We start from the raw sequence: 24,854 nt of genomic DNA, 5'->3' as shown, positions 1-24,854 counted from the left end.
GTTGGCCGGGTGCGGCCACCACGGAAGACAGATCAGGAGCGGAAGCGGGCCGCTCGCTGCGCGAGCGCGTGTAGAACCGCGCTCAGGGCAGCTGTTCGCTGAAGCCTTCGGTGTATCCCAATAGAAGCGTGGTGCGGGAGGACAGCGTTGCAGCCAGTTGTGACCAGGTGTCGTGCGTTCCGGCAGCGTAGACGCGCTGCAGGTCCGCGACCAGAGCGTCCGCTTCCGCAGGCGACGGCGCGCTGTCACGCTGGAAGCCCAGCCACGATGCGCCAAGCCCGAACAGGCGGTAGTCGTAATGCTCTTGCAGGTGCCGGATCAGGGCGTGGTTCTGGAAGATGTTCCAGTCCGCGCTGAAGTAGCCGTTGGGCAGGGCGGCGATCAGCAGGTCGTCACGATCCACGGGCACCTGTTGCACGTAGACCACCTCGTCGACGATGAGATCCGGTGCGGCATTGGCCGCGACCAATGCCTCGATGTCCGCGTCATTGCACATCAGCGTGCCCGCCAGCGTGCTCCATTCCAGCCGATGCGTCGAATGCTCAAGCTGCGCGACCACATGCGCCAGCAACCGCCCGCGTGCCGCCAACGCATCGTCGGGGGTTGCCGGGTCTTCGTTCTCGTAGAGCGCGATGCGCGCGTCGTCTGACGCGTGCATGCTGGTGTAGCGGCACTGGCCGGCATCATCGAGCGTGCACAGGTAGCGATACCGGGGATCAGCCGCGTGCCGCGAGGCCAGGTATTCCAGCACCTCATCCAGCGTGGGTGAATCGCCCAGCAACGCATGGCTGAAGGCATCGATGGGGCCGTCCGACACGGCTTTGTCCAGCGCAATGGAAGTGATCTTCATCGCCACAGCCTAGCTGCAATCCCGAACGAGAAAAGCGGAACATCGGCTTTGCCGTGAAAGCTCCATCCACGCATGGCGTCGATCCATCGTGTCGACCAAGGTCGACACCTACCAGCAGCAGCGGAGAACGACATCCCGGCAGATCGCCGGAATTTGTCGAAGGCGGGGTGGGTCCGATTGCGGGGGTGTCCGCGGCATGGATGCCGCGGCCAAGCCCCCAGGGATGGGTTTACGGCGTCCCCCGCAATCGGACCCACCCCGCCATCCCCCGGATAGTCAGCTTTTGCCGTTGCCGTTGAAGTTGACGTTGATTCGGCGGGTGCAGGGCCGCAGGCCCTGCAGGCCACCCTTAGCTGCGCATGCCCACGCCACGGCGCAGCAGCCACAACGCCAGCGCCGTCAGCGCCACCACGAAGCCGATCATCAACCCATAGGCCACCGGCAGCGGCACATCGCTGCTGCCCAGCAGGCCATAGCGGAACGCATTGACCATGTAGAAGATCGGGTTCGCGTGCGTGGCCGCTTCGGCCCAGCCCGGCAGCAGCTTCACCGAATAGAACACGCCACCCAGGTAGGTCAGCGGGGTCAGGATGAAGGTCGGCACGATCGCCACGTCGTCGAACTTCTTCGCATACACCGCATTGATGAAACCGGCCAGCGAGAAGATCGTCGCGCCCAGGATCACCGTGGTCAGCATCACCAGCGGGTGCGGAATGCGCACCGGGGTGAAGAACATCGCGATGATCAGCACGATCACGCCCACCATCAGGCCGCGCAGCACGGCGCCGGCCACGTAGCCCCACAGGATCACCCAGTTCGGCATCGGGCTGACCAGCAGCTCTTCCACGTGGCGGCCGAACTTGGCACCGAAGAACGAGGAACTGATGTTGCCGTAGCTGTTCTGGATCACGCTCATCATCACCAGGCCCGGCACGATGAACTGCATGTACGTGTAGCCGCCCATGTCACCCACGCGCGACCCGATCAGGTTGCCGAAGATCAGGAAGTACAGGGTCATGGTGATCGCCGGCGGCACCAGGGTCTGGCCCCAGATGCGCATGATGCGGGCGACTTCGCGGCGCACGATGGTCATCAGTGCGATGCGGTTGCGCTGGCCGTCGGTCAGCTCGGTGGTGCTCATGCAGGCTTCTCCAGGTTGCCGGTGAGGCGCACGAACAGCTCCTCCAGGCGGTTGCTCTTGGTACGCATCGAACGCACGCGGATACCGGCCTCGTTGAGCGTGGCGAACACGCGGTTGAGGTCCATTGCGCGCGGCATGTCGATGTCCAGCGTGTGCGGGTCCGGCGCGGTCAGGGTCGCGCCCTCGATCACCGGCAGCTGCGCCGGCAGGTCACCGTCGATGTCCAGCAGGAAGCCCTCCACGTCCAGCTTGGCCAGCAGGGTGCGCATCGGCCCCTGCTCGACGATCTGGCCATGGTTGATGATCGCCAGGTGGCGGCACAGGTACTCGGCTTCTTCCAGATAGTGCGTGGTGAGGATGATCGTGGTGCCGGCAGCGTTGATCTCCTTCAGCACGCGCCACATGTCGCGGCGGATCTCGATGTCCACGCCGGCGGTCGGCTCATCCAGGATCAGCAGGCGTGGGCGGGTCATCATTGCGCGGGCGATCATCAGCCGGCGCTTCATGCCGCCGGACAGCGTGCGGCTCATCACCTGCGCCTTTTCCCACAGGTGGGCCCGCTTCAGTTCCTCTTCGGCGCGCTGCTCCGCTTCCTCGCGCGGCACGCCGTAGAAGCCGGCGTAGTTCACCAGGATGTCGAAGGGCTTTTCGAACAGGTTGAAGTTGATTTCCTGCGGCACCAGCCCGATCAGGCGCATGGTGGCGCTGCGGTTGCGCACCAGGTCGCTGCCGAACACCTCCACCTGGCCCTCGCTGAGGTTGACCAGGGAGCTGATGATGCCGATCAGGGTCGACTTGCCGGCACCGTTGGGGCCCAGCAGGGCGAAGAAGTCGCCCGGGGCCACTTCCAGGGAAACCCCCTTCAGGGCCTGGGTGCCGTTGTCGTAGGTCTTGCGCAGGTCGCGCACGCGCAGGGCGGGCGCCGTATCGTTCTGGGATGCCAAGCTCGAAGCCTTCGCGCCCATGGGCTGGCGCTGGAGAGGGGCGGGGAGGGGCTATTATAGAAGACCCCGAGGGCTTGCCCCGGCTACACACTGTCCCGAAAAGTCGTGCCTGTTCAATTCCCCCTCAAGCTGGTCGGCCGCCGCATGCTGGCCCCGACCGTCGGCCACTACCAGTTCGTGCGTGACGATGGGCAGCCGCTGGATTTCCAGCCCGGCCAGTTCATCCAGGTCCATTTCAGCTACGCCGATGGCACCGAAACCAAGCGCAGCTACTCGCTGGCGACCATTCACGACCACGCACTGGGCCCGGGCGAGGCGGTGGATATCGCGGTCAGCTTCGTGCCCGGTGGCGCCGCCACCGCGCTGTTCGAGGCGCTGGAGCACGGCGGCCAGATCAGTGCATCCGGCCCCTACGGCCGCTTCTGCCTGAATGCCGGTGACCACAATGCCCGCTACCTGCTGATCGCCACCGGTACCGGCGTTACCCCGTACCGCTCGATGCTGCCGCTGCTGGAAAAGGCCATGGCCGAACGTGGTGCGCAGATCGTGCTGCTGCAGGGCGCGCGCAGCCCGGGCGAGCTGCTGTACAGCGAGGACTTCTACAGCTTCGCCGAAAAACACCCGAACTTCCGCTATGTTCCATGCCTGTCGCGCGAACTGCCCGCCGATCCGCATCCGGACGTGCAGCACGGTTACGTGCAGCAGGCGCTGGCCGGTTTCACGCCGGACCCGGCCACGGACATCGCCTACCTGTGCGGCAACCCGGACATGGTGGATGCCTGCGCCGAGCTGCTGAAGGCCGCCGGCCTGGGCAACCCGCAGATCCGCCGCGAGAAGTACGTCAGCAGCAAGTAAGTCCGGCTGGTGCCGGCCGCTGGCCGGCAACCCCACGAACCTGGTAGTGCCGGCCGCTGGCCGGCAACCCCACGAACCCCGGTAGTACCGGCCGCTGGCCGGCAACCGCATGAACCCCGGTAGTGCCGGCCGCTGACCGGCAACCCTGGAAACCGGAGGCGACCCCACGCCGCCCCCGGTGCCCTGCCTTCAGTACTCGATCCAGGCATCACGCCAGGCAGAGCCGGTACCCGGGCGGTAGGCCTCTGCATTGATGTTGCACCAGGCGCCTTCCGGGAACGGGCGGCAGGCATACAGCTTGCCGTCGGTGCCCTTCACCACGGTCTGGCCCGGCGTGTAGCTGCCGATATCCGCGGGGTATACGAAGTCGTATTCGTCAGCCGGCGGCGGATCGATCGGATCGACGGGATCCGGCACGCGGGTATCGAGCTGGAACAGGTGGCCTGGCTTCAGATAGACGCGGTTCCCGGTAGCCGAGGCGACGGGCGTGATCACGCCGTTCTTCATCACCCCCACGCGCGCCTGCTGCGCAGTGCCATTGACCTTGTGGGCCAGTGCCAGCGGCCACTGGTTCGCAGCGGTCTGGCCGGCGGCAAGGGTGATCTGCGGGCTTTCCAGATCGTTGCCCTGGGCGTTGAAGACCCGCAGGGTCAGGATGGTGCCCACGTCCAGCGCACCACGGGCAGTGACCGGACCCGCGTCCTGCCACTGCGGCGGCGGGGTCACACCACCGCCCCCCTCGAAGCGCACGTCTGCGCAGGTATAGAACGCCTCGCCCGAATCCGAGCGCTGCCAGGTGTTGTAGATGATGTGCTGGCCGCTGCGCTTGGGTAGCGGGCAGTCCAGCTTGTAGACGTCACCGGAGACCGGCACGTTGCCCAGCGTGCAGAATTCCTGCAGGTCGGCCCAGCGCAGCGGGCTGCCCGGTTGCCAGCCATCGCGGGTGACATAGAACTTCCACTCGCGGGTGGCATGCGGGGCCGGCGCCTTGAACTCGAACGTGTAGCGGCCACGGGCGTCGGCACGGATCGGCGAGGTCTGCCAGTCACTGCGGTTCAGATCCAGGCCGCGGTACTTGCTGTTGCCGCCGCTGCACAACTCGCCATCGGGCACGACGGCCTGGTGGTTGCCATGGGCCTCGGCCTGGTTGATCCCGGCCCAGTCATAGAACGGTTGCGCACCACCGATGGCCTTGGCGGCAGCGCAGGCGGGGTTGGTCGGATTCTCGGGATTGCCCTGGTAACAGGCATAGACACGGCTGGCGGGTTTGGACAGGGTGCCGTGGGCGAACGCGCTGCCAGAGGTGGCAATGCCTGCGATCACAGACAGCGCGATGACGGTCCGGTGTGACAGATGCATGGAGATCTCCTGAGGGTGGTGAAACCCCGCGAAGTCTCGACATCCCACCCGCCCGCATCCATCGGATTACGTTGAAAAAAGCATCGCGTGGTTGCATATGGGAACGGCTTCCCACTCACACGCTGGCGCGTCTCACGCTATGCAGGGAACGGCGCTCTGCCACCGTTCCCTGTACCCGGTCTCAGTATGCAATCCACGCATCGCGCCAGGCCGCACCCACACCCGGCCGGTACGCCTCGGCGTTGACGTTGCACCATGCACCTTCCGGGAACGGGCGGCAGGCGTACAGCTTGCCGTCGCTGCCCTTCACCACGGTCTGGCCCGGCACATAGCTGCCGATGCCCGCCGGGTACACGTGGTCGAAATCACCGCCCGGTGACGGTGTACCCGGGTCGGGCACCTGGGTATCGAGCTGGAAGCGGTTGCCGTCCTTCAGGTACACGCGGTTGTCGGTGGCCGAGGCGGTCGGCGTGATCACGCCATTGGCAAGCACGCCCACGCGCGCGTGCTGGGCACTGCCATTGACCTTGCGGGCGAGCACCAACGGCCACTGCGCGGGTGCGGTCTGGCCGCTGGCCAGGGTGGCCTCCACACGTTCGACGTCATTGCCGTTGGCGTTGAACACGCGCAGCGCCAGCGTCGTGCCAACCGGCAGCTCACTGCGTGCGGTGACCGGGCCGGCGTCCTGCCATTGCGGTGCCGGTGCGGTCCCTCCGCCTCCCTGGAATCGCACGTCCATGCAGGTATAGAACGCCTCGGTCGAATCCGAGCGCTGCCAGGTGTTGTAGATCACATGCTGGCCGGTGCGCTGCGGCAACGTGCACTGAAGCTTGTAGGTGCCGTCGGCCGACAGCGGCGTATTGCCCAGCGTGCAGAACTCCTGCAGGTCGGCCCAGCGCAGCGGGCTTCCCGGCTGCCAGCCTTCGCGGGTAACGAAGAAGCGCCAGTCGCGCGTGGCGTGTGGTGCGGTCGCCTTGAACACGAAAGTGAACTTGCCATTGGCATCGGCCTGGATCGGCGTGGTCTGCCAGTCACTGCGGTTCACGTCCAGGCCGCGGAAGGTCGGGTTGTTGCCGCTGCACAGCTTCCCGTCGGGCACCACGGCCTGATGGTTGCCGTTGGCGTTGGCCTGGTTGATGCCGTTCCAGTCGTAGAACGCCTGTGAACCGCCAATCGCTTTTGCAGCGGCACAGGCCGGGTTGGTCGGGTTCTCGGGATTGCCCTGGAAGCAGGCATAGACGCGGCTGACCGGCGTGGTCATCGTGCCGTGGGCGAACGCGCTGCCGGCCAGGCACAGGCCCGCAGCGGCGAACGAGGTGGCCAGCAACAGCGGTGTGGATCGGAATGACATGGCGCATCCTTGTGGTCGTCGAAAGGGAACGGTGACCGCAGGAGCTGCGCTGCGCGGCGGACTTTCGGCGGCACCACGGCGAGTATCGAGCCGCACTGCAGGCGACGGAACCATCGCAGTGCCGATCCGTGACTGCGCATGTGAAGCCCTTCCCGCAGGCTTCACGCAGGGCTGAACGGATGCGCTGGACGTCACGTGACCGGCGTGGCATCGATCACGTCATGGAGATCACGCGACGCAGTCCCGGTACCCACCCGATCTGCCTGGCACGAGAAACAGCCATGCGCCGCGTTGTGCAGCTGCACGAACGCCACCGACGGGTCGGCAAACAGTGCATCCAGGTGGTCGGCCACCTCGGTGCCCGCGCAGACCTGGGCACCGCACATCAGCGCGGCGTGGTCATAGGCACGCATCGAGATCATCCGGCGCTGCACATACGGGGGCACCTCGCCCGGCGGCAGGACGCAACGGGTCACGCCGCGCTGCACGAAGATCGGGCCGGCGGCGCGGTACGGCGAATGCAGCGGCAGGTGGACGTGGGACAGCAGGAGCAGCTCGCTGCCAGGCGCGGGGTCGCTCAGGCTGATCCGGCAGGGATGTCCGCCGTTGGCGCCGGCCCAGCGACGCTGGATGCCGAGCGTGGCGAGCGCGCTGTCGCTCATCTCGAACAGGTGCAGGAAAGGGCGGTGGTCGATGCCGCCGAGGTACCACGCGTGCATGGGCGTCTCCTTGGGTTTTCCGCGGATTGTGCGCATGCGCCGGTCGCCGTGCTCGCCGTTTTCAGACCCCGCATCGCCGTCGGGCCGGAACACTGGCCCTTGGGGTGCTGCTGGCCGCCGCCGATGCCGCCCTGCACGGGCCAAGGCCGAGCGCGGGACTGCCAGGTCTGCGCGCCGTCGGCGGCGGATTCGTCATTGCCCATCGCCGTCGGCGCGCTGCCCGTGTAAGTTGGGTCACATCTTCCGCGGCAGCCCGTCGTGGTCGACAGGAACGTCCTCCAGGGGAAACGAGCACGATGCAAAGACACCACCTCGCGCTGGCCGGGATGCTGGCCAGCCTGATGCTTGCCGGGTGCAGCCAACCGCCGCCGGCCGCCGCCGGAAGCGCCAGCGATGCACCCAGCCGCCGCTTCGGCACGATCGACTTCCAGCCCTGCACGTTGTCCACCGAAGGCGCCAGCGCCAACGTGGAGGCGCAGTGCGCCACCCTGCAGGTGCCGGAGAACCGGGCCCAGCCCGATGGCCGCCGGATCGGCCTGCGCATCGCCTGGCTGGAATCGGGCAGCAGCGGCGCCAGCCAGCCCGACCCGGTGTTCTTCCTGGCCGGCGGCCCCGGCCAGGCGGCCAGCGAGGTGGCGGTCATCGTCGATACCGCACTGCGCCAGGTGCGCAAGCAGCGCGACGTGTTCCTGATCGACCAGCGCGGCACCGGCGGCTCCAACCCGCTCAGCTGTCTGGGCGCAGATGGCAAGCCGCTGCAGATGGACGAGGATGCCGCGCCTTCCGAGGCATCGCTGCGCGACTACGCCCAGCGCTGCGCCGCATCGCTGCAGGGGCGTGCCGATGCGCGCTTCTACACCACCACCGAGGCGATCGCCGATCTGGATGCGGTGCGTGCGGCGCTCGGTGTGGACCAGCTGAACCTGGTTGGCGGCTCCTACGGTACCCGCGTGGCCCAGCGCTATGCCGGGGCCTATCCGCAGCACACCCGCAGCATCGTCATCGATGGCGTGGTACCGAACGAGCTGGTGGTCGGTGGCGACTTCGCGACCACCTTCGAGGATGCGATCGCCCTGCAGTCGGCGCAGTGCCGCAAGGATGCCGCGTGCAGCAAGCGTTTCCCGACCGACACCCGCGCGCAGCTGCGCAGCGTGGTCGACACCCTGCGCCGTGCACCGGTCTCGGTCGAGTATCGCGACCCGGGTACCAACGCACCGCGGCAGGATGTCCTGACGCCGGACAGCGTGGTCGGCCTGGCCTTCGCCTTCTCCTACGTGCCGCAGTATTCCTCGCTGCTGCCACTGGTGCTGGATGAAGCCGCGCACGGTCGTTATGCCCCGTTGGCATCGCTGGCGCGCGGCGCGAACCGCAGCATGGATTTCCAGATCAACCGCGGCATGCAGTGGTCGGTGATCTGCAGCGAGGATGCGCCGCGCTACCACGCGCCGGCCGAGGACCCCGAGCGGCTGTTCGGCAACGAAGTGGCCAGCGCCTTCTTCGCCGCCTGCCCGGTGTGGCCGCACCGTCCGGCGCCGGCAACCGATGCCGTGCCGCTGCGCAGCGACGTGCCGGCACTGCTGCTGTCCGGTGAGCTGGACCCGGTGACCCCCCCGCGCTACGCCGCACAGGTGCTCAAGGGCCTGCCCAATGGCCGTGCGCTGGTCGCCCGTGGCCAGGGCCATGGCACGTTGACCGCCGGCTGCATGCCGCGGCTGCTCGGCCAGTTCATCGACAAGACCGATGCCAAGGCGCTGGATGCCGGCTGCCTGGACACGCTGAGCTACGTGCCGGCGTTCACCTCGTTCAACGGATGGGAACCATGATCGTCGCCGACAACCTGCACAAGGCCTTCGATACCCGCACGGGCCGCATCCAGGCGGTCGCCAACGTCGGCTTCCGCGCCGGCGATGGGCAGATCACCGGCCTGCTCGGCCCCAACGGTGCCGGCAAGACCACCACCATGCGCATGCTCTACACGCTGATGACCCCTGACCAGGGCAGCATCAGCGTCGATGGCATCGATGCCGCCGGCAATCCGGTGGAGGTACGTCGCCACCTGGGCGTACTGCCCGATGCGCGCGGCGTCTACAAGCGTCTGACCGCGCGCGAGAACATCGCCTACTTCGGCGAGCTGCATGGCCTGTCGGCCGAGCGCATCCGCGAACGCATCGAGGTGCTGTCGCACGCGCTGGACATGGGCGACATCCTCGACCGGCAGACCGATGGTTTCTCGCAGGGCCAGCGCACCAAGACCGCGATTGCCCGCGCGCTGGTGCACGATCCGCGCAACGTCATCCTCGACGAACCGACCAACGGCCTGGACGTGATGACCACGCGCGCGCTGCGCCGCTTCCTGCTGGGCCTGCGCGAAGAGGGTCGCTGCGTGATCCTGTCCAGCCACATCATGCAGGAGGTGGGCGCGTTGTGTGACCACATCGTGATCATCGCCAAGGGCACGGTGATGGCCGCCGGCAGCGCCGACGAACTGCGTGCACAAGCCGGTGAAGCCAATCTTGAGGACGCGTTCGTGAAACTGATCGGCAGCGAAGAGGGCCTGCACGCATGAGCATGATGTCGACCCTGATGACGGTGATGCGCAAGGAACTGCGCGACCTGTCGCGTGACCGCCGCACGCTGCTGCTGACCCTGCTGTTCGGGCCGCTGCTGTACCCGGTGCTGCTGCTGGGCATGGGCAAGCTGGCCGAGAGCCGGGTGCGCACCCAGATCGAGGAGCCGTTGCAGATCCCGACGATCGGCGCGGAGAACGCGCCGAACCTGGTGCGCTTCCTCGCCGCACAGGGCCTCAATGCCGCGCCGGCGCCGAAGGACCTGGCCGAGGCCATCCGCAGCCAGGATATCGATGTGGCGCTGCGCATCAGCGGGGACTTCGGCAAGGACTGGGCCGAGGGCAAGCCGGCGCTGGTGGAGGTGATCAAGGACAGCACGCGTCGCGCGGCCGAGGTACCCAGTGCACGCCTGGAGGCGGCGCTGGCCACCTACAACGGCCAGGTCGGTGCCTTGCGCCTGATGGCACGCGGCATTGATGCACAGGTGGCACGCCCGCTGGACGTGGCACGCCAGGACCTGGCCAGTGCCGAAGCCAAGCGCGGCATGATCCTGTCGATGCTGCTGCCGGTACTGCTGACGCTGACCTCGTTCATCGGGGGTGCCTACCTGGTGATGGACGCCACCGCCGGCGAGCGCGAGCGGCAGTCGCTGGAACCCCTGCTGGCCACGCCGGGCTCGCGCAGCGCGATCGTCAGCGGCAAGATCGCCGCCGCCTGCGTGGTCGGTTTCGTGTCGCTGCTGCTGACCCTGGTCGCGTTCAAGGTGAGCGCGCAGATCGCACCCGGCAACATCGGCCGCCAGTTCAACATGAACGTCGGCTCGATGCTGCAGATGCTGCTGGTGATGCTGCCGATGCTGCTGATCGGTACCTCGCTGCTGACCTTCCTGTCGGCCGCGGCCAAGAGCATGAAGGAAGCGCAGAGCCACATGACCTGGCTGATGCTGCTGCCGATGCTGCCCGGCTACGCACTGGTGGCCTACCCGCTGAAGAGCGAGATGTGGCAGTACGCCGTGCCGTTCCTGTCGCAGAACCAGATGCTGCTGAAGGTGATCCGCCACGAGACCATCACCCCGACGGTCTGGGCGATCTACCTTGGTGCCAGCCTCGGCCTGGCCGCCGTGCTGTGGTTCGCCGCCGTGCGCCGCTACCACAACGAGCGCCTGGCCATCTCCGGCTGACCCCAAAAAAGGGGACGGAGGGGATTAAGTCGTTTCTGCCCCTCCCGTCCCCTCCTTGCGCGGGCGGCCTTGTCTTCGCATCGCCACCGGCCGCCCGAGCATCTTCTCTACCATCCGCAGGAACGCAGCATCCCCCAACGGACGCTGTTTGGCGCTATGACTGCGGATTGCGGGCAGATCGGCGGACGCATTCACATCGCGCAGGAATCGCGCATACACCGTCGTCCTGTTGCGAGCGGTCGCGGCCAACGCTCTGAATGCGGGATGCGGGGTCAGCATGGGGTCATCGCGTCGTTGAAGGTTGCCGTGCACGCTGGACCACGGATGATCTTCAGCACTGACCGCAATGCCGGCACGAACGGGATTGCGTTCGATGTAGCGGTATACGCTGAGCAGGTAAGCGTCGCTGTCGATCATTGAGGAATGGAAGCGGCCCTGCCACAGGGGACCGGTGCGGCCGTGCCGCTGGTTGAAAGCCTGCACATAGTTGTTGCCCTGCATGCGCATTGCATCGGCCAGCCCGCGCTGCGTGGATGGCGTGGCCAGCAGGTGGATGTGGTTGTCCATCAGTACGTAGGCATGCAGTGCGACGCGGTGCTTGAGGAAAGCGCTGTGCAGCAGATGCAGGAACAGTTGCCGGTCGATGTCGTCGACAAAGATCGCACCCTTGTTCACACCGCGCTGGATCACGTGATAGGCCTGGCCGGCCAGCATCAGGCGCGCTTGTCGGGGCATGGGATTCCCAGGTCGAAGGGGGCCTCAGCCTGGCATCGGCACCGTGGCGTAGGGCATCAGGTAATGCCGCGCAGGCGTATCGGAGGAGTCAGAAGCGACTTAATCCCCTCCGTCCTCTTTTCCGTACCGCGCGGGCGTTACCCCCATCTCGCGCTTGAACACGTTGATGAAGGAACTGGGCGTGTCGTAGCCCATCGACAGGGCGACGCTGATCACCGGTTCGCCTGCCAGCAGGCGTGGCAGTGACAGCAGCACGCGCAGGCGCTGCCGCCACTGGCCCAGGGTCATGCCTGTTTCGGCCTGCCAACGGCGGGCGAGGCTGCGGCTGGACAGTCCGCTGGCGGCTGCCCACGCTTGGACGCTGCGCAGGTCGTCCGGCGAACGCGCCAGCGCCGCCGCGATCCGCCGCGATCCGCCGCAACCGGCGATCCCGCGGCTGTGGCAGGGCAAATGGCAAGGGAGTGCTGGCACGGATCTCATCGGCGATGACGCCGGCCAGGCGTGCCTGCGCAGCGTCCAGTGCCTGATGCGGCCAGCGCAGTGCGCGCGTCACCGCCGCCTGCAACAGCGCATCGGGTTGGAAAATACGGGGCAGCGGGGGCAGATCCAGGCCGACATCGGCGCGGACGTACAGGCTCCAGCCATCGAACCCGTCTGCCCCGAGCAGCGCATGGGGCAGCAGCGGCGGTATCCAGGCAACGTGCCCGGCCGGAAGCAGCCACTGCAGATTCCCGGCTTCGATCCGCAACAGGCCCTGATGGGCGCCCAGCAATTGACCGCGCCGGTGTTGGTGGCGGGCGGTGCGCCGCCTCCCGGGCACGCGCAGCTGGCCGGCCAGCACGATGGGGCCGTCGTCGGCGTCCGCCAATGCCGGATCAATCAAGCCGGTCGGTGTCTGATCTGCCATATCCATTGGCAGTTATACGGCAGAAGCGCCGATCCGCGCGCGCCACACTGGGCGCCCATTTCAACACGAGCCGCCCCGATGCAGCCCCAGGACATCCTTCCCGACCACCAGAACGAAGTACAGGTAAACGGCCTCACCGTGCGCAAGGGCAGCGTCGGCGCCTTCCTCGCCAGCGTCCGTGACTGGCAGGACCCCGCCAGCGATGACGCCACCCGCGCCACCGCCGAAGCAGATCTGCGTGGGCTGCTGCCGGGCCTGCATGCGCTGGGCCTGTTCCAGGTGCTGGCCGCGCGCGATCCGGCACTGCAACGCCTGATCGACAGCCTCTCCTGAAACGAACACGGCCCGGACATGCCGGGCCGTGTCCTCATTGCGGGGGCGGAAACGACTTAATCCCCTCCGTCCCCTTTTTGCGGTCAGGTGCCGCCCGGGGCGAATACCAGGGTACGGCGGGTGGTGACCGGTGCGCTGACCGGCTCGAAGCGCCAGCGCTTGACCGCGTTCATGGCTTCGCGATCGAAGACGCGCGACGGTGTTGCGCGCAATACGCGGGCGTTGGTCACTGAGCCGTCGGTGCCGACGGTGATTTCCACCAGCACTTCGCCGGAGGTGCCTGCACGCAGTGCCTCGGACGGATAGCGCGGCGCCGGGGTGCTGACCGGGCGCAGGTTCGGCGCCGCAGCGGCCGCTGGAGCCGCGGCCTGGCGTGCGGCACTGGCCTGCTGGGCGGCGGCCTGCTGCTGCTTCAGCTCGGCTTCGCGGCGCGCGGCGGCCTGGCGCTCGGCTTCCTGGCGCTCGTTGTCGCGGCGGGCGGCATCCTGCTGCGCAGCGATCTGCTTGGCCGCGTCGGCTTCCTTGGCACGCTGCTCGGCCAGGCGCTGCTGTTCGGTCTGCTGCTTGCTGCGGTCCTCGGCGTCCTTCTTGGCCTTCTCGGCTTCGGCCTCGGTGCGCTTGGCCGCGTTCTGCACGCCCTTGGCCAGGCCGTCCTTCAGGCGCGGCAGGGCCGGCGCGGATGCATCCACCTTCTCGATCAGCGCCACCAGCCGCTGCGCTTCGGTGTAGTCCTCGCGCCCCAGGTGCTGCTCGGCGGCGATCAGGGTGTACGGCAGCAGGTCGGTCAGCGCGCTCTTCACCGAGGCGTCGTCCGGGGTCTTGTCGCGCAGGGCGAGGTAGTACTCGATGGCGTTGTCGCCGGCCGGCGCGTACATGCGGTTCTCGCGCAGGGCCTGGCTGGCCGACTCACGCAGCTGCTCGGTGCCCATCGACTGCACCTTGGCGGCGACCACCGGTGCGGCAGGTGCAGCGGCGGTGGGGGCGGCGGCCGGAGCCGGTGCTGCGGATTCTTCCTTGCCCGAGCAGGCGGCCAGCGCCAGTGCCAAGGCAACCGGCAGCCACCGGCGCGCGGCGGTGATCGTTGAGACGTGCGACATCCTGCTCCCCTTTAGAAGACGACGTGACGTAAATCATTGATATGCATGGCCGGGACCCGTGGTCCAGGCGCGGCAGGGTAGCGTTTCCCGACGCCACCGCCGGCAACGGCGAGGATGCAATCTAGCATCCCGGCCACCGCCCCGCACAAGGGGTGGTGGCCGGGTGGGGCCGCGGCGATCATGTCGTGGCCGGCGGCGACCTCAGTAGTCGTGTGCCTTGTCGTGCGACTTGCTGTGGCCGTTGGACATCAGCTTGTCGGTCCAGGCGATGCCGATCGCCGACAGGATGAACACGCAGTGGATGATGGTCTGCCACAGCACGCCTTCCTGGGTCATGGTCGTGCAGGTATCGACGCCAGCGTTGTAGAAGCTGGTCGAAGCCGAAGACACTGCTGCCGCCCATTGTTCCGGCTTGCACAGTGGCAGTCCCTTCAGCGCGCTGGTGGCAATGAAGGTCTTCAGCAGGTGGATCGAGGAGATGCCGATGATCGCCATCGCCAGCTTCACCTTCAGCACGCTGGCGTTGACGTGGCTCAGCCATTCCGGCTGGTCCGGGTGGCCTTCCAGGCGCAGGCGCGAGACGAAGGTCTCGTAGCCGCCGACGATCACCATCACCAGCAGGTTGGAGATCATCACCACGTCGATCAGGCCCAGCACGATCAGCATGATCTGCTGTTCGCCCATCGACACCGAGTGGGACAGCAGGTGCCACAGTTCCTTGCCGAACAGGAACACGTAGACGCACTGGGCAAGGATCAGGCCCAGGTACAGCGGCAGCTGCAGCCAGCGCGAGGCGAAGATCAGCGAGGACAACGGGGACAGGGGACGGGGACTGTGGCTCATGCAGGACAGTGCGTTTCGGGGGAGCCGCGAGGTTACCGGCCCGCCATGACGGTGCCAACCCAACTCACGCACTAGACTTCAGGTTCCTTTCCGCACCCCGAGCCGACGCCATGATCGACCTGTATTACTGGCCCACCCCGAACGGCCACAAAGTGACCCTGCTGTTGGAGGAAGCCGGCCTGGAGTACCGCATCCACCCGGTCAACATCGGCTCGGGTGACCAGTTCAAGCCAGAGTTCCTGGCCATCTCGCCCAACAACAAGATGCCGGCCATCGTCGACCACGCCCCGGCCGATGGCGGTGCCCAGCAGAGCGTGTTCGAGTCCGGTGCGATCCTGCTGTACCTGGCCGAGAAGACCGGCCGCTTCCTGCCCAGCGACCCGCGCGGCCGCGTGGCCACCCTGGAATGGCTGTTCTGGCAGATGGCCGGGCTGGGCCCGATGAGTGGCCAGATGGGCCACTTCAACGTGTACGCACCAGAAAAAATTCCCTATGCCATCGAGCGCTACGACAACGAAGTGCGCCGCCTGCACGGGGTGATGGACAAGCGCCTGGCCCAGCACGCCTTCCTGGCCGGCGACGAGTACACCATCGCCGACATGGCCAGCTACCCGTGGATCGGCGCCTACGACAAGCTGCCGGTGGACTTCGCCGCGTTCCCGAACCTCAAGCGCTGGCACGAGGCCATCGCCGCGCGCCCGGCCACCCAGCGCGCCTATGCGCTGCGCCAGCAGGTGAACCCGAACGCCGGCAAGCCGCTCAGCGACGAAGAGCGCAAGCACCTGTTCGGCCAGCGCTGACCCGCCGCGGGGTCGGATCCCTTTGCAACGCAAAGGGCCCTGACCCCAGCACCGCAGCATGGGCAGAAGGTCATGCTGCCTTCCTGCACGGGCTTGGTTAGGATGGGGGAACGACCGCCCCGCGCCCGCCGCCGGGCGGACCTGCCGTTTGCCGGGATCCTCCATGCGCCACCTGTTCGCTTCGCTTGCCCTCATGCTCGCCACCAGTACCGCCGCCCACGCCGAAAAGCTGACCCTGGAGGCCATCACCGGCCCGCTGCCGCTGTCCGGCCCGACCCTGATGAAGCCCAAGGTGGCGCCGGACGGTTCGCAGGTCAGTTTCCTGCGCGGCAAGGACAGCGATCGCAACCAGCTGGATCTGTGGACCTACGACATCGGCAGTGGCCAGACCCGGTTGCTGGTTGATTCCAAGGTGGTGCTGCCCGGCACCGAGACCCTCAGCGATGAGGAAAAGGCGCGCCGCGAGCGCCAGCGCATCGCCGCGATGACCGGCATCGTCGATTACCAGTGGTCGCCGGACGCACAGCGCCTGCTGTTCCCGTTGGGCGGCGAGCTGTACCTGTACGACCTCAAGCAGCAGGGGGCGGCGGCCGTGCGCCAGCTGACCCACGGTGAGGGCTTCGCCACCGACGCCAAGCTGTCGCCCAAGGGCGGCTTCGTCAGCTTCATCCGCGGCCGCAACCTGTGGGTGATCGACCTGGCCAGTGGAAAGCAGCTGCAGCTGACCCGCGACGGCAGCACCACCATCGGCAACGGCGTGGCCGAGTTCGTCGCCGATGAAGAGATGGACCGCCACACCGGTTACTGGTGGGCACCGGACGATTCGGCCATCGCGTTCGCGCGCATCGACGAGGCACCGGTGCCGGTGCAGAAGCGCTACGAGGTCTACGCCGACCGCACCGATGTGATCGAACAGCGTTACCCGGCCGCCGGTGACGCCAACGTGCGCGTGCAGCTGGGCGTGATCGCACCGGCCGCCGAGGCGCAGCCGCGCTGGATCGACCTGGGCAAGGAACAGGACATCTACCTGGCCCGCGTCGATTGGCGCGATGCGCAGCACCTGAGCTTCCAGCGCCAGTCGCGCGACCAGAAGCAGCTGGACCTGGTGGAAGTGGCACTCGACTCCAACCGCCAGCGCGTACTCGCCCACGAGACCAGCCCGACCTGGGTACCGCTGCACAACAGCCTGCGCTTCCTTGAAGACGGCAGCGTGCTGTGGTCGTCCGAGCGCACCGGCTTCCAGCACCTGTACCGCATCGACAGCAACGGCAAGACCACCGCGCTGACCCACGGCAACTGGCCGGTGGACGAGCTGCTGGCGGTGGATGAGACGGCCGGCAAGGCCTACTTCCGCGCCGGCATCGAAAGCCCGCGCGAAAGCCAGATCTACGCGGTATCGCTGCAGGGCGGCGAGCCGCAGCGCCTGTCGAAGGCGCCGGGCATGCACAGCGCCACGTTCGCCCGCAATGCCAGCGTCTATGTCGACAGCTGGTCCAACAGCACCACGCCGCCGCAGATCGAGCTGTTCCGCGCCAACGGCGAGAAGATCGCCACACTGGTGGAAAACAACCTGGCCGATCCCAAGCACCCGTATGCGCGCTACCGCGACGCGCAGCGCCCGGTCGAGTTCGGCACGCTCACCGCCGCCGACGGCAAGACGCCACTGCACTACAGCCTGATCAAGCCGGCCGGCTTCGATCCGTCCAGGCGCTACCCGGTGGCGGTGTATGTCTATGGCGGCCCGGCCAGCCAGACCGTCACCGACAGCTGGCCCGGCCGTGGCGACCATCTGTTCAACCAGTACCTGGCCCAGCAGGGCTACGTCGTGTTCTCGCTGGACAACCGCGGCACCCCGCGCCGTGGCCGCGACTTCGGTGGTGCGCTGTACGGGAAGCAGGGCACGGTGGAAGTGACCGACCAGCTGCACGGCGTGGCCTGGCTCAAGCAGCAGCCGTGGGTGGACCCGGCGCGCATCGGCGTGCAGGGCTGGTCCAACGGCGGTTACATGACCCTGATGCTGCTGGCCAAGGCGTCGAACCAGTACGCCTGCGGCGTGGCCGGTGCCCCGGTCACCGACTGGGGCCTGTACGACAGCCATTACACCGAGCGCTACATGGACCTGCCGGCGCGCAACGACGCCGGTTACCGTGAAGCGCGCGTGCTGACCCACATCGATGGGCTGCGCTCGCCGTTGCTGCTGATCCACGGCATGGCGGACGACAACGTGCTGTTCACCAATTCGACCAGCTTGATGAGCGCGCTGCAGAAGCGCGGTCAGCCGTTCGAGCTGATGACCTACCCGGGTGCCAAGCATGGCCTGTCCGGCGCCGATGCCCTGCATCGCTACCGTGTGGCCGAAGCCTTCCTGGGGCGCTGCCTGAAGCCTTGAAACACAGACGGGAAGGAGCCCGCCGATGACACTGCCGCCGCCGATTCCCACCCACGGCCCGAAGCCCGCCGGCTGGTGGTCCCGCCACTGGCGCTGGGCGATGCCCGTGGCCGTGCTGCTGGTGCTGGCCGGGGCCGGTGGCACGGTGGCCTGGAGCGTGCTGCGCTGGAGTGAGGCGGCACGCGAGAGCCCACCGATGCGCGAGGCGATGCGTCGCGCCGGCTGCAGCATCGAACTGGTGGAAGCCTTCGGCGAGCCGCTGCGTGCCGAATCGATGCCGCTGGGCAGCATGCAGACCGCGCTCAACGGCCAGCGCGATGTCGGCCTGACCGTGGCCCTGGAAGGCCCCCGCGCACACGGCCGGTTGTTCGTGAAGGGCACCCGCAGTGACGACGTGTGGGACTACCCGGTGATGTACGTGCTGGGCGAGAACAAGCAGACCTTCGACCTGACTGCGCTGGATGACGATGAGGCCGCGCAGGAATGCGAACTGCAGGCCTGCCGCGAACGCGGCGAATGCCCGCTGACCGCAGCGTTGTGACCTCCGGCCGATTGTCGCCACCGCGCTGAGCGCGTAGGGTGCGGGCAACCCTGTCCTGGAGTGCACCATGAAGCCGATCGCGTTGGCCGTTGCCCTGGCCCTGACCGCCGCCCCGCTGCTGTCCGCACCGCCGGCGCTGGCGGCACCCGCCGCCAAGGCCGCCACACCGGCCAGCCCGGCCTGGGTCGCCCGCAGCAACGCACTGGCGCAGATCCTGCTCGATGCGCAGGGCCCGTTCCAGCCGGAAGAAACCGGCTTCTTCGGCGTGCCCGGCTACGACGACAAGGTGGCCGACCTCGGCGCGGACAACGGCAAGCGCTACCGCGCCGCGATGGCCAAGGCCCGCGACGAACTGAAGGCGAAGCTGGCCACCGAGCAGGATCCCAACGTCCGCCAGGACCTGGAGATCATGATCCACGCCGCCAACCAGAACATCGAAGGCAGTGAGCTCAACGAGAAGTACCTGCTGCCGTGGAGTGACGCGCCGCAGACGGTGTTCAGCGGCCTCAACCTGCTGCTGTCCGACCAGGTGCCGGCCGAGCGCCGGGCCAAGGCGATCGACCGCCTCAAGGCTTACGCCGGCCTGCAGCCGGGCGGCACCGCGTTCACCACGCTGGCCCGCCAGCGCTACGAAGAGCGCTTGAAGGACAGCAGCCTGTTGCAGCCGACGAAGATCGAAGTGCAGCAGTCGCTGGACAACGTCGAGACCTACATCAGCGGCATCGAGTCGCTGCTGAAGAAGTACCAGATCGCCGGCGCCGATGAAGCGATGAAGGCCCTGGCCGGGCAGATGAAGGACTACGCCAGCTGGACGCGCTCGACCGTGCTGCCGAAGGCGCGCACCGACGCACGGCTGCCGGCGCCGCTGTACGCCTACCAGCTCAAGCAGGTCGGCATCGACATCGACCCGAAGCTGCTGATGCAGCGTGCGCAGCTGGAGTTCATGGAAACCCGCTCGGCGATGCAGCAGCTGGCGCCGCTGGTGGTGAAGGAGAAGGGCCTGAAGGTGGCCGACCCGAGCGACCCGGTGGCGGTGATCCGCGCGCTGAAGGCCGACAAGATCGCCGACGACCATCTGGAAGGCCACTACCGCAAGGTGATCGACGCGATCGATCCGCTGATCCGCGAGCACGCCATCGTCGACGTGCCCAAGCGCGCCATGCAGATGCGCCTGGGTTCGGCCGCCGAGAGCGCGGCCAGCCCGGCCCCGCATTTCCTGCCTGCGCCGCTGGTCAACAACACCGGGCAGCAGGGCACCTTCGTGCTGCCGCTGGGCAACCCGGCCGCGGGCCCGGGCGCACAGTACGACGACTTCAACTTCGGTGCGGCGGCGTGGACGCTGAGCGCGCATGAAGGTCGCCCGGGTCACGAACTGCAGTTCACCGCGATGGTCGAGCGCGGCGTGTCGCTGGCACGCACCATGTTCGCGTTCAATTCGGTGAACGTGGAAGGCTGGGCGCTGTATGCCGAGGCCGAGATGGTGCCGTACGAGCCGCTGGACGGGCAGATGATCGCCCTGCAGTTCCGCCTGCTGCGCGCCGCACGCGCGATGCTCGACCCGATGCTCAACCTCGGCCTGACCGACCGCGCCAACGGCGAGCGCGTGCTGATGGAGCAGGTCGGCCTGTCCAAGGCGATGGCCACCCAGGAACTGGACCGCTACATGGTGCGCATGCCGGGCCAGGCCGGCAGCTACTTCTACGGCTACACCCGTATCCTGGAACTGCGCATGCAGACCGAGCTGGCACTGGGTGCGAAGTTCGACCGCCTGGCGTTCAACAACTTCCTGCTCGACCAGGGCCTGCTGCCGCCGGACCAGCTGGCCGACGCGGTGAACAAGGTGTTCGTGCCGAAGTACAAGCGCTGAACACCCCCCGGTAGTGCCGGCCGCTGGCCGGCATTCCCCTGACGTCGGGAGGATTCCTGAGGTTGCCGGCCAGCGGCCGGCACTACCTGCGGTGATGCTGCCGCGTCACCGCTGCGGGGTGATCACCTGCGTCGGCAGTCGTGCCGGGGGTTCCGGGTTCGGCACCCAGATCGCCACGCCGGCGGCGCGCTTCTGCGTGGTCGGAATACCGATGCCGACGCCACCGCCGACATGCGAGCCGAACGTGCCGGCACCCACCGACATGCCCACCGGTGAGCCGCTGCTGCCCACGCCCATCAGCACCACGCCATTGGCGCCCAGCGCTGCGGCCTCGCGCTTCAGGCGCGCCACCGCTGCATCGGTCTGGCCCTGCGTGCCGAAGCCCACGGCAGACGCCGATTCTAGCTGGGCGATTTCCTGGGAGCCGGCCGGCGGCGTCGAATAGATCTGCACCAGTGCCGGATCGATCGGCGCGCGGGCGCGCCCCAGCATGACCTTGGAGGTGCTGGCACAGCCAGCGGCGACCAGCAGGATGGCCGCCAACGCGGCCCAACGGATGTTCATGGCACGACCCCTGTAGGACTGGTTGCGATCATCGGCGGGCCACTCTGAATCGGCGCCAACACCCGGCCCAGAGCAGGCACGGCGGCACGCTAGCACGCTGCTGGTGACAGCCCCGCCAACGGCAGTAGGCGGCGACGGCGGGAACGACTATGGTGCACAGACAGGAACCAACTGCGGGAGAGTGGAATGGGCGTGATCAGTCTGTTGTGGGGCGTACTGGCGCTGTTGTGGATGATCCTGGCGCTGATTCCGCTGCTGGGCTGGGGCAACTGGTTCCTGATCCCGTTCGCCGCCGTGGGCGCGGTGATCGCCGCGCTGGGCATCCTGTTCACCCACCCGACCAAGCGCGGCCGGGCCTGGGCTGGGCTGGTGCTGAACGGCATCGTGGTGGTGGTCGGCATCCTGCGCCTGGGCCTGGGTGGCGGCGTGATCTGAGCCGCATCGCCGGGTGCGACAGGGCGTCGCAGGTACACGGCCGCGGGCCGGGCAGGGGCGTACAATGAACGGCTGCGCGAGCCCCCCGCGTGCCTGTGAATCCGCGCCCGGCGCGGCTGCCCCATGATCATCCGACCCCGTCCCCACGGCTGGCAACTGCTGTACATCCTGCGCGGCTCGATCGTAAAAGCGATCGCGCCGAAGGTGCTGGCCATCCTGATCCTGTCCATCGCGGTCGCCGCGGTGGTGGAGCTGGCGCCGCCGACCGGCATCGAGCGCGTTTCCGTCACGCCGTTCACCCTGCTCGGCCTGGTCCTGTCGATCTTCCTCAGTTTCCGCAACAGCGCCTGCTACGACCGCTGGTGGGAAGGCCGCAAGCTGTGGGGCCAGCTGGTCTACGAATCGCGTTCGCTGGCCCGCCAGGTGAACCTGCTGCTGGCCGATGACGCCGGCCGCCGCCGCCGCATCGCCTACCTCACTACGGCTTTTGCCCATGCGCTGGCCGCGCGCCTGCGCGGGCGCATCGTGGCCCTGGCGGCGTTGCCGTGGCTGGACAAGCCGCAGCGCGAGCAGCTGGGCCAGCGCGAGAACGTGCCCGACGCATTGCTGTCGATGATCGCTGCCGAGCTGGCCAACGCCCTGCGCGCCGGCGAACTCGACCCGATCCTCTACACCCAGCTGGAAGAGCGCCTGCACGCGATGTCGTCGATCCAGGCCGGCTGCGAGCGCATCCTCACCACGCCGCTGCCGTTCGCCTACACCCTGCTGCTGCATCGCTGCGCATGGATGTTCTGCGTGCTGCTGCCGTTCGGCCTGGCCAGCTCGCTGGGCTGGGGCACGCCGGTGCTGTCGGCGGTGCTGGCCTACGCCTTCTTCGGCCTGGACCAGCTGGGCGAAGAAATGGAAGACCCGTTCGGCCTGGAGCCGAACGACCTGCCGCTGGACGCGCTGGTGCGCACGATCGAGATCGACCAGCTCGACGCGCTCGGCGAACGCCCGTTGCCCGAACCCCTGCTGCCGCAGGGCTACCTGTTGCAATAGCCACTCCTCGGAGCCTGCCATGTCCCACCCGCTTTACCGCCCGCGCCGCATGCGCCACGACGAGTTCTCGCGCCGCCTGATGCGCGAGAACACGCTGACCACCGACGACCTGATCTACCCGGTGTTCGTGCACGAACGTGCGGGCCGCACCGCAGTGCCGTCGATGCCGGGCGTGGAGCGGCTGTCGATCGAAGAGCTGCTGAAGGTGGCCGAAGAAGCGCTGGAACTGGGCATTCCAGTGATCGACCTGTTCCCGGTGATCGACCCGTCGCTGAAGTCGCTGGACGCGTCGGCGGCGTGGGCCGAGGACGGCCTGGCGCAGCGTGCGATCCGCGCGCTGAAGTCGCGCTTCCCGGAACTGGGAGTGATGACCGACGTGGCGCTGGACCCGTACACCACCCACGGCCAGGACGGCATCATCGACGACAAGGGATACGTGCTCAACGACATCACTGTCGAAGCGCTGGTCAAGCAGTCGCTGTCGCACGCCGAGGCCGGTGTGGACATCGTCTCGCCGTCGGACATGATGGACGGCCGCATCGGCGCGATCCGCCGTGCGCTGGATGCCGACAACCACATCAACGTGCGCATCATGGCCTACTCGGCCAAGTACGCCTCGGCGTTCTACGGCCCGTTCCGTGATGCGGTGGGCAGCGCGGCCAGCCTCGGCAAGGCCGACAAGAAGACCTACCAGATGGACCCGGCCAACGGCGACGAGGCCTTGCGCGAGATCGCGCTGGACCTGGAAGAGGGCGCCGACATGGTGATGGTCAAGCCGGGCATGCCGTACCTGGACCTGGTGCGCCGGGTGAAGGAGACATTCGGTGTGCCGACCTTCGCCTATCAGGTGAGTGGCGAGTACGCGATGATGAAGGCCGCCTTCGCCAACGGCTGGCTGGACGAACGCGCCTGCGTGCTGGAGTCGCTGCTGGGTTTCAAGCGGGCCGGCGCCGATGGTGTGCTGACCTATTTCGCGCCGCAGGTGGCGCGATGGCTGCGCGAGCGCTGACAATAGCGCCACGATAGACGGAGGACTGCGCGATGGGACCCGAACTGGGATGGGTGCAATGGCTGATCTGGGGCACCGGTACGCTGGTGTTCGGCGCCATCATCGTCGCTGTCTTCATCGCCGCCTGGCGGGCCGGCAAGCGCCCGCCGGAACAGCTCTCCGCTGCCCGCCACGTGGCCCGTGAGCAGGCGCTGCCGGAGACCGTGCAGGCCGAGCTGGCCGCGTTGAACCAGCGCAAGGACAACGGCCAGCTGAGCGAGATGGAGTACGAGCAGTTGCGCGCCAAGGTGTTGTCGCGCTGACAGGGCGTTTCATCCACGCATGGCGTGGATCTACTGGTAGTCGCCAACCTTGGTTGGCGCTTTCACGTATGCCAACCAAGGTTGGCATCTCCCAAACGGCCATCCACGCATGGCGTGGATCTACCGCGCGCACCCGGCCACCGCCGCCACCTTCGGCACCGCCAACCGGTACACGTCCACGCCACCGGCACGCGGCGCCTTCGCTGCACTGCTGGCCACCATCATCTCGCCCGGCTTGGCGTTGTCGACCACCGGCGCACCGGTCCAGCCGCCGGCCTGGTTGAACGACAGCCCCAGCGGCTGCAGCGCTACACCGCTCCACGCACAGCCGCTGCTCCAGACCTGCGCGGTACTGCCATTGCCGCGGCTGAACACCACGGCGCCGTCCTGGCCCAGCCAGTCGCCGTCGGTCTCGTCGTCGGCGCTGTTCAACGCGCTCAGTGCGCTGGCCGGGCCGCGCAGGCCCTGCGCATCCAGCGTCGCCACGAACAGGTCCCAGCCGGCGCCACGGCCCTGCTGGCGGGCAAACAACAGCTGCTTGCCGTCCGCGCTCAGGGCCGGCCCGCGCTCTTCCCGGCGCCCGCCGTCACCGGCCAGCGGCTGCGCCGGGCCCAGCCGGCCGTCGGCGGCCAACGCGGCGCGGTACAGCGCCAGCGCGCCCTCGCGGCCGGCCGCGAACAGCAGCCAGCGGCCGTCACGGCTGAAGTAGGGATCGCGGGCTTCACCGGCCACACCTACCGGCAGTACCTGTGCCTGCTGCCAGCGACCGTCCACCACGCGCGCCTCCCACAGGCCCCAGCCGGCCTCGCCGCGGCGGGCGAAGACGATGCGCTGGCCATCGGCGCTGATCGTGGCGCGACCCTCGTCGGCGCGGGTCGAGACCACGCCCATGCCTTCGATGCCGTACTCGTTCAACGCCATCGCCACGGGGGCAGAGAGTAGACTGGCGGCGAGCACCAGCAGGGGCGGGGTGATGCGCATCATCCGGTTCCGTGCACGAAAGAGCATCAGTCTAGCCAGCTTGA

At 67.8% G+C, this 24,854-nt stretch carries 24 protein-coding genes and 1 pseudogene; 13 read left to right on the top strand and 12 right to left on the bottom strand.

Annotation, left to right across the window (positions count from 1 at the left end; all coding sequences use genetic code 11):
- Positions 1-82: 82 nt before the first annotated feature.
- The 3 genes from AC5P8F_RS15685 to AC5P8F_RS15675 form a co-directional block, all read right to left on the bottom strand.
- Positions 83-850: a hypothetical protein gene (locus AC5P8F_RS15685; protein ID WP_049442051.1), complete on the bottom strand. Its 768-nt coding sequence runs from the start codon at positions 848-850 to the stop codon at positions 83-85.
- A 349-nt stretch (positions 851-1,199) separates the two neighbouring features.
- Positions 1,200-1,991, bottom strand: coding sequence for an ABC transporter permease (locus AC5P8F_RS15680; RefSeq protein ID WP_014038898.1), 792 nt, complete (start codon positions 1,989-1,991; stop codon positions 1,200-1,202).
- A complete protein-coding gene (locus AC5P8F_RS15675; RefSeq protein WP_005411567.1) occupies positions 1,988-2,956 on the bottom strand; it encodes an ABC transporter ATP-binding protein in 969 nt (322 codons plus the stop codon). Before AC5P8F_RS15675 ends, AC5P8F_RS15680 begins: the two co-directional genes overlap by 4 nt.
- Before the next feature lie 84 nt (positions 2,957-3,040).
- On the opposite strand from AC5P8F_RS15675, the gene AC5P8F_RS15670 reads away from it, so the two are divergent.
- On the top strand, positions 3,041-3,790 hold the full coding sequence (locus AC5P8F_RS15670) for a ferredoxin--NADP reductase (protein WP_080355826.1): 750 nt from the start codon (positions 3,041-3,043) through the stop codon (positions 3,788-3,790).
- Between the two features lie 189 nt (positions 3,791-3,979).
- On the opposite strand, the gene AC5P8F_RS15665 is transcribed toward AC5P8F_RS15670, so the two are convergent.
- The 3 genes from AC5P8F_RS15665 to AC5P8F_RS15655 form a co-directional block, all read right to left on the bottom strand.
- Positions 3,980-5,149, bottom strand: a complete 1,170-nt coding sequence (locus AC5P8F_RS15665) for a lytic polysaccharide monooxygenase (protein WP_481453707.1) — start codon at positions 5,147-5,149, stop codon at positions 3,980-3,982.
- Between the two features lie 181 nt (positions 5,150-5,330).
- Positions 5,331-6,500 carry a lytic polysaccharide monooxygenase gene (locus tag AC5P8F_RS15660; RefSeq protein ID WP_142235044.1) on the bottom strand — a complete coding sequence of 390 codons (1,170 nt, stop codon included), beginning with the start codon at positions 6,498-6,500 and terminating at the stop codon, positions 5,331-5,333.
- Positions 6,501-6,691: 191 nt separating this feature from the next.
- Complete coding sequence (locus AC5P8F_RS15655) at positions 6,692-7,219, bottom strand: DUF1203 domain-containing protein (protein WP_041863955.1); 528 nt, start codon at positions 7,217-7,219, stop codon at positions 6,692-6,694.
- Between the two features lie 296 nt (positions 7,220-7,515).
- Here AC5P8F_RS15655 and AC5P8F_RS15650 point away from each other — a divergent pair, with 296 nt between their 5' ends.
- The 3 genes from AC5P8F_RS15650 to AC5P8F_RS15640 are packed head-to-tail and all read left to right on the top strand — an operon-like array spanning position 7,516 to position 10,966.
- Positions 7,516-9,042 (top strand): alpha/beta hydrolase, encoded by a 1,527-nt coding sequence (locus AC5P8F_RS15650; protein ID WP_041863953.1) that lies wholly within the window; start codon positions 7,516-7,518, stop codon positions 9,040-9,042.
- Positions 9,039-9,785 (top strand): ABC transporter ATP-binding protein, encoded by a 747-nt coding sequence (locus AC5P8F_RS15645; RefSeq protein ID WP_049442045.1) that lies wholly within the window; start codon positions 9,039-9,041, stop codon positions 9,783-9,785. The genes AC5P8F_RS15650 and AC5P8F_RS15645 overlap by 4 nt, the downstream gene beginning before the upstream one ends.
- A complete protein-coding gene (locus tag AC5P8F_RS15640) occupies positions 9,782-10,966 on the top strand; it encodes an ABC transporter permease (RefSeq protein WP_049404907.1) in 1,185 nt (394 codons plus the stop codon). Before AC5P8F_RS15645 ends, AC5P8F_RS15640 begins: the two co-directional genes overlap by 4 nt.
- A gap of 24 nt (positions 10,967-10,990) precedes the next feature.
- Here the strand turns inward: AC5P8F_RS15640 and AC5P8F_RS15635 are convergent, their stop codons facing one another.
- Together AC5P8F_RS15635 and AC5P8F_RS15630 are read right to left on the bottom strand one after the other, a co-directional pair.
- Positions 10,991-11,701, bottom strand: coding sequence for a transposase (locus AC5P8F_RS15635; protein ID WP_111206070.1), 711 nt, complete (start codon positions 11,699-11,701; stop codon positions 10,991-10,993).
- 99 nt (positions 11,702-11,800) lie between these two features.
- Positions 11,801-12,608, bottom strand: a pseudogene (locus AC5P8F_RS15630) (AraC family transcriptional regulator).
- A 78-nt stretch (positions 12,609-12,686) separates the two neighbouring features.
- Between AC5P8F_RS15630 and AC5P8F_RS15625 the strand changes: the two are divergent.
- Positions 12,687-12,941, top strand: coding sequence for a hypothetical protein (locus AC5P8F_RS15625; RefSeq protein ID WP_049442042.1), 255 nt, complete (start codon positions 12,687-12,689; stop codon positions 12,939-12,941).
- 83 nt (positions 12,942-13,024) lie between these two features.
- Here the strand turns inward: AC5P8F_RS15625 and AC5P8F_RS15620 are convergent, their stop codons facing one another.
- Both AC5P8F_RS15620 and AC5P8F_RS15615 read right to left on the bottom strand, forming a co-directional pair.
- Positions 13,025-14,038, bottom strand: a complete 1,014-nt coding sequence (locus AC5P8F_RS15620; RefSeq protein WP_014648799.1) for an energy transducer TonB — start codon at positions 14,036-14,038, stop codon at positions 13,025-13,027.
- 201 nt (positions 14,039-14,239) lie between these two features.
- Positions 14,240-14,881, bottom strand: a complete 642-nt coding sequence (locus AC5P8F_RS15615) for a TIGR00645 family protein (protein WP_445392003.1) — start codon at positions 14,879-14,881, stop codon at positions 14,240-14,242.
- A gap of 110 nt (positions 14,882-14,991) precedes the next feature.
- Between AC5P8F_RS15615 and AC5P8F_RS15610 the strand changes: the two genes are divergently transcribed.
- The 4 genes from AC5P8F_RS15610 to AC5P8F_RS15595 all read left to right on the top strand — a co-directional run bounded on the left by AC5P8F_RS15610 (position 14,992) and on the right by AC5P8F_RS15595 (position 20,478).
- Positions 14,992-15,681 carry a glutathione binding-like protein gene (locus tag AC5P8F_RS15610; protein WP_445392002.1) on the top strand — a complete coding sequence of 230 codons (690 nt, stop codon included), beginning with the start codon at positions 14,992-14,994 and terminating at the stop codon, positions 15,679-15,681.
- A 163-nt stretch (positions 15,682-15,844) separates the two neighbouring features.
- Entirely contained in the window at positions 15,845-18,070 is a 2,226-nt protein-coding gene (locus tag AC5P8F_RS15605; protein ID WP_329768103.1) for a S9 family peptidase, read from the top strand.
- A 25-nt stretch (positions 18,071-18,095) separates the two neighbouring features.
- The gene (locus AC5P8F_RS15600; protein WP_049442038.1) at positions 18,096-18,611 is read left to right on the top strand and encodes a cytochrome c oxidase assembly factor Coa1 family protein; all 516 of its coding nucleotides are present in this window, start codon (positions 18,096-18,098) and stop codon (positions 18,609-18,611) included.
- A 67-nt stretch (positions 18,612-18,678) separates the two neighbouring features.
- Positions 18,679-20,478: a DUF885 domain-containing protein gene (locus AC5P8F_RS15595; protein WP_046433089.1), complete on the top strand. Its 1,800-nt coding sequence runs from the start codon at positions 18,679-18,681 to the stop codon at positions 20,476-20,478.
- A gap of 105 nt (positions 20,479-20,583) precedes the next feature.
- Here AC5P8F_RS15595 and AC5P8F_RS15590 read toward each other — a convergent pair whose 3' ends face one another.
- A complete protein-coding gene (locus AC5P8F_RS15590; RefSeq protein ID WP_005420187.1) occupies positions 20,584-21,042 on the bottom strand; it encodes a hypothetical protein in 459 nt (152 codons plus the stop codon).
- A 186-nt stretch (positions 21,043-21,228) separates the two neighbouring features.
- Between AC5P8F_RS15590 and AC5P8F_RS15585 the strand changes: the two genes are divergently transcribed.
- The 4 genes from AC5P8F_RS15585 to AC5P8F_RS15570 all read left to right on the top strand — a co-directional run bounded on the left by AC5P8F_RS15585 (position 21,229) and on the right by AC5P8F_RS15570 (position 23,829).
- Complete coding sequence (locus tag AC5P8F_RS15585) at positions 21,229-21,477, top strand: hypothetical protein (RefSeq protein WP_005420185.1); 249 nt, start codon at positions 21,229-21,231, stop codon at positions 21,475-21,477.
- A gap of 123 nt (positions 21,478-21,600) precedes the next feature.
- Positions 21,601-22,518, top strand: coding sequence for a bestrophin family protein (locus tag AC5P8F_RS15580; protein WP_046433087.1), 918 nt, complete (start codon positions 21,601-21,603; stop codon positions 22,516-22,518).
- Positions 22,519-22,537: 19 nt separating this feature from the next.
- Complete coding sequence (gene hemB, locus AC5P8F_RS15575; RefSeq protein WP_014648793.1) at positions 22,538-23,527, top strand: porphobilinogen synthase; 990 nt, start codon at positions 22,538-22,540, stop codon at positions 23,525-23,527.
- Between the two features lie 32 nt (positions 23,528-23,559).
- Entirely contained in the window at positions 23,560-23,829 is a 270-nt protein-coding gene (locus AC5P8F_RS15570; protein ID WP_014648792.1) for a gas vesicle protein GvpG, read from the top strand.
- Between the two features lie 120 nt (positions 23,830-23,949).
- On the opposite strand, the gene AC5P8F_RS15565 is transcribed toward AC5P8F_RS15570, so the two are convergent.
- On the bottom strand, positions 23,950-24,813 hold the full coding sequence (locus tag AC5P8F_RS15565; protein WP_014648791.1) for a TolB family protein: 864 nt from the start codon (positions 24,811-24,813) through the stop codon (positions 23,950-23,952).
- Positions 24,814-24,854: the final 41 nt, after the last annotated feature.

The organism is Stenotrophomonas sp. YJH_SMC_69 (genome assembly GCF_059370495.1).
The sequence above is the reverse complement of the archived record's forward strand: the minus strand, read 5'-3'. Positions and strand labels throughout refer to the sequence as shown.

Coding starts and splice junctions, on each gene's coding strand:
- AC5P8F_RS15680 (WP_014038898.1), bottom strand. CDS start 1,991: ATGAGCACCACCGAGCTGACCGACGGCCAGCGCAACCGCATCGCACTG.
- AC5P8F_RS15565 (WP_014648791.1), bottom strand. CDS start 24,813: ATGATGCGCATCACCCCGCCCCTGCTGGTGCTCGCCGCCAGTCTACTC.
- AC5P8F_RS15645 (WP_049442045.1), top strand. CDS start 9,039: ATGATCGTCGCCGACAACCTGCACAAGGCCTTCGATACCCGCACGGGC.
- AC5P8F_RS15610 (WP_445392002.1), top strand. CDS start 14,992: ATGATCGACCTGTATTACTGGCCCACCCCGAACGGCCACAAAGTGACC.
- AC5P8F_RS15675 (WP_005411567.1), bottom strand. CDS start 2,956: ATGGGCGCGAAGGCTTCGAGCTTGGCATCCCAGAACGATACGGCGCCC.
- AC5P8F_RS15620 (WP_014648799.1), bottom strand. CDS start 14,038: ATGTCGCACGTCTCAACGATCACCGCCGCGCGCCGGTGGCTGCCGGTT.
- AC5P8F_RS15585 (WP_005420185.1), top strand. CDS start 21,229: ATGGGCGTGATCAGTCTGTTGTGGGGCGTACTGGCGCTGTTGTGGATG.
- AC5P8F_RS15685 (WP_049442051.1), bottom strand. CDS start 850: ATGAAGATCACTTCCATTGCGCTGGACAAAGCCGTGTCGGACGGCCCC.
- AC5P8F_RS15625 (WP_049442042.1), top strand. CDS start 12,687: ATGCAGCCCCAGGACATCCTTCCCGACCACCAGAACGAAGTACAGGTA.
- AC5P8F_RS15665 (WP_481453707.1), bottom strand. CDS start 5,149: ATGCATCTGTCACACCGGACCGTCATCGCGCTGTCTGTGATCGCAGGC.
- AC5P8F_RS15580 (WP_046433087.1), top strand. CDS start 21,601: ATGATCATCCGACCCCGTCCCCACGGCTGGCAACTGCTGTACATCCTG.
- AC5P8F_RS15640 (WP_049404907.1), top strand. CDS start 9,782: ATGAGCATGATGTCGACCCTGATGACGGTGATGCGCAAGGAACTGCGC.
- hemB (WP_014648793.1), top strand. CDS start 22,538: ATGTCCCACCCGCTTTACCGCCCGCGCCGCATGCGCCACGACGAGTTC.
- AC5P8F_RS15590 (WP_005420187.1), bottom strand. CDS start 21,042: ATGAACATCCGTTGGGCCGCGTTGGCGGCCATCCTGCTGGTCGCCGCT.
- AC5P8F_RS15570 (WP_014648792.1), top strand. CDS start 23,560: ATGGGACCCGAACTGGGATGGGTGCAATGGCTGATCTGGGGCACCGGT.
- AC5P8F_RS15615 (WP_445392003.1), bottom strand. CDS start 14,881: ATGAGCCACAGTCCCCGTCCCCTGTCCCCGTTGTCCTCGCTGATCTTC.
- AC5P8F_RS15605 (WP_329768103.1), top strand. CDS start 15,845: ATGCGCCACCTGTTCGCTTCGCTTGCCCTCATGCTCGCCACCAGTACC.
- AC5P8F_RS15600 (WP_049442038.1), top strand. CDS start 18,096: ATGACACTGCCGCCGCCGATTCCCACCCACGGCCCGAAGCCCGCCGGC.
- AC5P8F_RS15660 (WP_142235044.1), bottom strand. CDS start 6,500: ATGTCATTCCGATCCACACCGCTGTTGCTGGCCACCTCGTTCGCCGCT.
- AC5P8F_RS15650 (WP_041863953.1), top strand. CDS start 7,516: ATGCAAAGACACCACCTCGCGCTGGCCGGGATGCTGGCCAGCCTGATG.
- AC5P8F_RS15655 (WP_041863955.1), bottom strand. CDS start 7,219: ATGCACGCGTGGTACCTCGGCGGCATCGACCACCGCCCTTTCCTGCAC.
- AC5P8F_RS15635 (WP_111206070.1), bottom strand. CDS start 11,701: ATGCCCCGACAAGCGCGCCTGATGCTGGCCGGCCAGGCCTATCACGTG.
- AC5P8F_RS15595 (WP_046433089.1), top strand. CDS start 18,679: ATGAAGCCGATCGCGTTGGCCGTTGCCCTGGCCCTGACCGCCGCCCCG.